Origin of the sequence: Globicatella sanguinis NBRC 15551 (assembly GCF_001552295.1) — a bacterium.
Taxonomy (GTDB): domain Bacteria; phylum Bacillota; class Bacilli; order Lactobacillales; family Aerococcaceae; genus Globicatella; species Globicatella sanguinis.
In genome coordinates this window covers 1-5581 of sequence record NZ_BCQX01000138.1, presented here as the reverse complement: position 1 = coordinate 5581, position 5581 = coordinate 1, and the positions used below count along the sequence as shown (strand labels likewise).

The window sequence follows — 5581 nt, the reverse complement described above, 5'->3', positions numbered from 1 at the left end:
CTACTTCTTGCCCACTCCCTAGCCTTTGTAGATGGAGGTCGTAAGATTATTGTAGGATGACAAAGTGAAAATAGAAGATAACATTCAACTTCGATAGGATATTATAAATTGTACATGGATTATTAATACTTTTAAAAACTCGAAAAAGTGAGCAAAAAGTGAAATTTATACGCAGTTCTACTTCTTGCCCACTCAATTACTGAGTTTTTAATTATTAATCAATGACTTGACTGCATGCCTAATCATAAAAAAAAGCAGTAGATACAACTTTCCACTCGCGAAATTTTAATCGATGCTACCAAACAAATTATGATTATTTTGCTTAGCAACTAGAGGTTAAAAACATTGAGACTTAAACTAAAAATAAAAGTTACAATAAGATTTCCCAATTTGTTGCACGTAATTTTTGTACTAAAAGCTTAAATATTATAGTATGGGGTTTCTTTTCTTGCTTTAATATGATGTTTAGCATCATTGGCACGTTTAACCAAATCAGCAAAAATAGCTAAACTTTGTTCATTATTTTTGAGTGCATTCAATTCAGGATGCCATTGTAACCCTAAAATACTCTGATTGTTTTCAAATAATTCAATCGCTTCAACGACTTTGTCTTGACTCCAAGCCGATACGGTTAATCCGTCGGCGACATCTTTAATGACTTGGTGATGGAAAGAATTCACATAGTCGCCTGTTTGAAAGATTTTAGCAATATGTGATTTTTCTTTTACAGCAATAGAATGAGTTGGATGATGGGGCTTTGTTTTTTGCACATGTTGAATGGTAATGTCTTTGTTTTCAGATAAATCTTGATAAAGTGATCCGCCTAAAACAACGTTAATTAATTGTAAACCACGACAAATGCCTAAAATCGGTTTTTGTTGTTTCATTGCTTCTTTTAACAATAAGATTTCACTACGATCACGTTCTGGGGACGTAGGGCCAATGACCATACGCGGTTCTTCATTATATAATTTAGGTGATACGTCTTCACCACCGGTTAATAATAAGCCATCTACAATAGAAATCAACTCTTCAGCATTATCTGTGTCCATGATAGGTAAGATAATAGGTGAGCCACCTACTTTTTCGATAGCCTTGCTAAAACCTAAAGGCGAATAATTAACATTAAAAGGTTGTGCACTGGATAATAATGAAATATTTCCGGTGATACCGATTACTGGTTTCATGAAGTTCCTCCTTGTAATATATATTTAAATTTAAAATGTTAAAATTATTCTTTCATTATAACGTATTAAAGCTGTTACGCAACCTTTACAATATTTTAATGAAAAATTTGTGAAATAAAGACTTCTGAAATAGTTGTGGTTGAAAGAAACTGTTCATTTTATTTACTGAAGGAATAATCGATAAACTTGTATAAATAATCATTATTAATTACAATGAAACTACATTGATAAATTTGAGAGGGTGTAACAGATGAAATTAGTTGTATCAGAAGCTGCTCAGGCATGGTATGCAGAGGAAATGGGTTTAACAGCCACGACTGGTATTCGCTTTTTTGGTAAAGTCTATGGTAATTCACCAGTTCATGAAAATTTTTCATTAGGGATGGAAGTAGCTGAACCAAGCCGACCTTTAGTCATGACTGAAGTGAAGGGAACTAAATTTTTTATTGAAGAAAGTGATGAATGGTATTTTGACGGTTATGATTTTTATGTAGACTGTGATGAACAATTACAAGAACCTACATATCATTATGAGCCAACTGCCGGTTCGCATGCACCACATGCCGATGATACAGTCGATACGGCCACTGGACCTTCTAAAAAAGACCAAGCCTAAATAGATTGTCTCATAGTAGTGAGCCAATAGATATTAGAATAAATACCATGTGGAATAGAATTATTATTAAATAGAAGGTCACGTAGTAGTGAGCTAATAGATTTGTGTGTATTAGTTTAGAGATATCGTGACTTTTTAATATGAATTCAGAGGGACTACCTAGTATTCGTAAAAATAGGTATAATAATTAATAAAAAAGGAGGTTGCTATGAAAGTACAAGAGGCCATTAAACAGATCAAGAAGGGGAATTTTCAACCTAATTATTTATTATTGGGCTCTGAAAGTTATTTACAATCTACTTTTATGTCAAGTTTGACTGCGACACTCTCAGCAGCGGATGAGTTAGACGTGATGCATATTGATTTGAATGTTGATACTATACAAGCTGTATTAGACGAAGCGGAGTTATATTCTTTTTTTACAGAATACCGTTTGATTATAGTAGAAAATGTGACCTTCTTTAATGCCCAGCCTAATCAAAAATTAAGCGATTCTGAACAAAAACAATTAATCGCTTATCTTGATAATCCTAATCCCAATTCGATTGTGGTTTGGCGAGTAAGTGCTGATGAGTTAGATAAACGTAAAAAGATTACTAAAGCATTTAGTGCCAAGTCTACAATTGTTGATGTTGCTACCATTAAAGAACAGGATGTCAAACACTATTTAAAATCATATATTCAAGAAAATAACTTAAAGATTACTCCCGATGCTTTAAACGAATTATTGAATCGCGTTCAATCTAATTTAAGTACTGCCATGTTGGAAATTGTTAAATTAAAAAGTTATGCCATCAGTGGGAAAGAAGTAACTATCGACGTGGTTCAACAACTAGTACCACGCGTCTTAGAATCGGATGTATTTGAACTAACCAATGCTTTATTAAGCCGAAAAGCAGCAAAGGCTAAGCAAATTTATGATGATTTAATATTGATGAAACATGAACCGATTGCGATTTTGGCTTTGTTAATCTCGCAATTTCGCTTAATGCTTCAAGTAAAGTTATTGTCAAGTACCGGACAATTAGAACAAAATATTGCAAGCCAACTAGGGGTTCATCCGTATCGTGTGAAATTAGCAAATCAATTAGCAGTAAAATATTCCTTAAAAGATATCCAAAGGTTTTATCAACAATTAATTGAAACGGATTATCAAATGAAGACGGGCATTGGTGATAAAGAGATGTATTTTTATTTATTAATGACTCAATTTATGCAAATGAAATAAAAATATATAAAAATAACCGTTAATTTCATATTAAAACTTGCATTTAAATTAAAAAAAGATTAGAATTTATTTATAAATTTAATTGAGGTGATTTGATGAACAAAATTAAAATAGGTATTATTGGATATGGCAATCTGGGACGTGGGGTAGAATTGGCTATCGCACAACAACCCGATATGGAATTAGTAGCGATTTTTACCCGTCGTGATCCCCAAACAATTGTGCCACAAGATCCAGTAGTTAAAGTTCATCAAATAAATGAGGCACAACACTTTCAAGATAAGATTGATGTCATGATTTTATGTGGGGGGTCTGCAACGGATTTGCCTGAACAAACGCCGGAATTTACTCAATGGTTTAATACCGTCGATAGCTTTGATAATCATGCGGAAATTGCCCAACATTTAGCAAAGGTTAATCATGTGGCAACAAACGCTGAAAAAGTAAGTGTTATTTCAACGGGCTGGGATCCGGGTTTATTTTCATTAAATCGGGTACTCTTTTCATCGATATTAAGCAATCCACATTTTGATACATTTTGGGGCAAGGGGGTATCGCAAGGTCATTCGGATGCGATTCGTAGAATCGAAGGTGTTCAAGATGCCAAACAATATACGATACCTGTCACAAGTGCCATTGAACACGTACGTTCTGGTCAATCTCAGCCCCTTACAGCACGTCAAAAACATCGTCGAGAGTGTTATGTAGTATTAAAAGAAGGGGCGGATGAGCATCTTGTTAGAGAAGCCATCATCACGATGCCAAATTATTTTGAACCTTATGAGACGACCGTTCACTTTGTAACTCAAAGGGAATTAGATGAGAAACACTCTGGATTACCTCATGGTGGTTTTGTGGTAGCCAGTGGTCAAACAGGTGTCGATAATCAACAAGTGATGGAGTTTAAATTAGATTTGGATTCTAACCCTGAATTTACAGCTAGTGTCTTAACTGCTTATGCAAGAGCGGCTTATCGATTAGCTAATGAGGGGCAATTTGGTGCTAAAACCGTTCTGGACATTCCAATCGCGTTATTATCGTTTGCCAGTCGTGAGGAATTAATTCAATCATTGTTATAATATGAAAAAAAGATTTCTGTGCTTATAGTATTAATCAAGTGAATTTGATAGAATAGCACAGAAATCTATGTGTTTATAAATGATTACCAAACTTTATTAGTTAATCCTAGTGATTGGACAATAATAGAAGCCGATTCTTCGATACTACGTTCCGCAGTATTTACGACTAAACACCCTAATTTTTGATAGAGCTCGCTTGAAAACTTTAATTCTTCATTGACTCGTTCCATTGAGGCATATTTAGTACCTGATGGTAAACCATATTCTTTCATACGATTTTCACGATGTAAATTGACGACGGTATTTGAAGTTGTTAATCCAACTATTTTATTGGGATCAATTTCAAATAAAACTTTAGGAATAGTGTTTTCAGGGATTAGCGGAAGATTGGCGACTTTATAGCCCATGTTGCCGAGATACATACTTAAAGGGGTTTTACTTGTTCTTGAAATGCCCAGTAAGACAATGTCGGCCTCAATTAAACCATTAGGGTCTTTTCCATCATCATAACGCATACAAAACTCCATCGCGCTCACACGTTCAAAATATTCTTCAGATAAATCGTGTTGGGCACCGACTACTTTACTGGGTTCTTTGGATGTCCGCTTAGTAATCTCATTAAGAACAGGTTTCATTATATTGAAGTATGTTAATTGATGTTGTTCGCAATAATTCTCAATGTATTCAGCTAACTCGTTATTAACCAAGGTCAATAAGAGAATACCGTTACGCTTTGTCGCTTCTTTTAATATTTCATCTGCAGATTCTTTGTTTGAAATAAACATAAATTTATGCAATACTGTAGTAACAGTAGGAAATTGGGCAATGGCTGCTTTGGCTAATTTACTAGCAGTCTCACCAATCGAATCGGAGATAATATAAAAATCTATTTTGTTATTTGGGTTTTGTGTTTCCATTAGGAACCTCCTGAATGATTATTATTTTAACTATACCATAAATGTGAGGGATTTAAATGAAAAATCATCATCATTGTCGTGATCATGTGCATTATGATGCGCGTGAACAACAATCAGTTAAAGAAATCGTAGCAGATGGCTTAAAAAAATTCAAAGAGGCCGGTTACAAAAAGACCAAAAAACGAGAAGAAATTTTAACTTTTTTCGCAGAAGAAAACCGTTATATTAGTGCACAAGATGTCCATCAACATATGGTCAAAAAATATCCCACGATGAGTTACAATACGACTTATCGTAATCTTTATGATTTCGTTGAAACAGGCTTATTAGAAGGAACAGAATATAATCAAGAACAGATGTTCCGTATCAGTTGTGGAGCGGATCATCATCACCATCATTTTATCTGTACCAATTGTGGTGTTGCGATACCATTAGATGCCTGTCCAATGGATCAAGTAACGACCAATTTATCAGATGTTGAAATTGAATGGCATCGATTCGAAATCTTTGGAAAATGCCAAAAATGTAAAAACTTGGGAGTAGACCAGAAGTAG

General features: G+C 34.3%; 6 protein-coding genes. 4 read left to right on the top strand and 2 right to left on the bottom strand.

Translation table 11 applies throughout. The features are described from left to right. Nucleotides 1–419 precede the first annotated feature (419 nt). Nucleotides 420–1187 (bottom strand): gamma-glutamyl-gamma-aminobutyrate hydrolase family protein, encoded by a 768-nt coding sequence (locus tag GSA01S_RS09195; protein WP_066126853.1) that lies wholly within the window; start codon nt 1185–1187, stop codon nt 420–422. A 250-nt stretch (nt 1188–1437) separates the two neighbouring features. On the opposite strand from GSA01S_RS09195, the gene GSA01S_RS09190 reads away from it, so the two are divergent. The 3 genes from GSA01S_RS09190 to GSA01S_RS09180 all read left to right on the top strand — a co-directional run bounded on the left by GSA01S_RS09190 (nt 1438) and on the right by GSA01S_RS09180 (nt 4110). Continuing rightward, the gene (locus GSA01S_RS09190; RefSeq protein WP_066126851.1) at nt 1438–1803 is read left to right on the top strand and encodes a HesB/YadR/YfhF family protein; all 366 of its coding nucleotides are present in this window, start codon (nt 1438–1440) and stop codon (nt 1801–1803) included. Nucleotides 1804–2011: 208 nt separating this feature from the next. Next, entirely contained in the window at nt 2012–3031 is a 1020-nt protein-coding gene (gene holA / locus GSA01S_RS09185; RefSeq protein WP_066126849.1) for a DNA polymerase III subunit delta, read from the top strand. 95 nt (nt 3032–3126) lie between these two features. Then, a complete protein-coding gene (locus GSA01S_RS09180; RefSeq protein WP_066126847.1) occupies nt 3127–4110 on the top strand; it encodes a diaminopimelate dehydrogenase in 984 nt (327 codons plus the stop codon). Nucleotides 4111–4193: 83 nt separating this feature from the next. On the opposite strand, the gene GSA01S_RS09175 is transcribed toward GSA01S_RS09180, so the two are convergent. Further along, entirely contained in the window at nt 4194–5027 is an 834-nt protein-coding gene (locus GSA01S_RS09175) for a pyruvate, water dikinase regulatory protein (protein WP_066126846.1), read from the bottom strand. 56 nt (nt 5028–5083) lie between these two features. On the opposite strand from GSA01S_RS09175, the gene GSA01S_RS09170 reads away from it, so the two are divergent. Next, on the top strand, nt 5084–5581 hold the full coding sequence (locus GSA01S_RS09170; RefSeq protein WP_083513289.1) for a Fur family transcriptional regulator: 498 nt from the start codon (nt 5084–5086) through the stop codon (nt 5579–5581).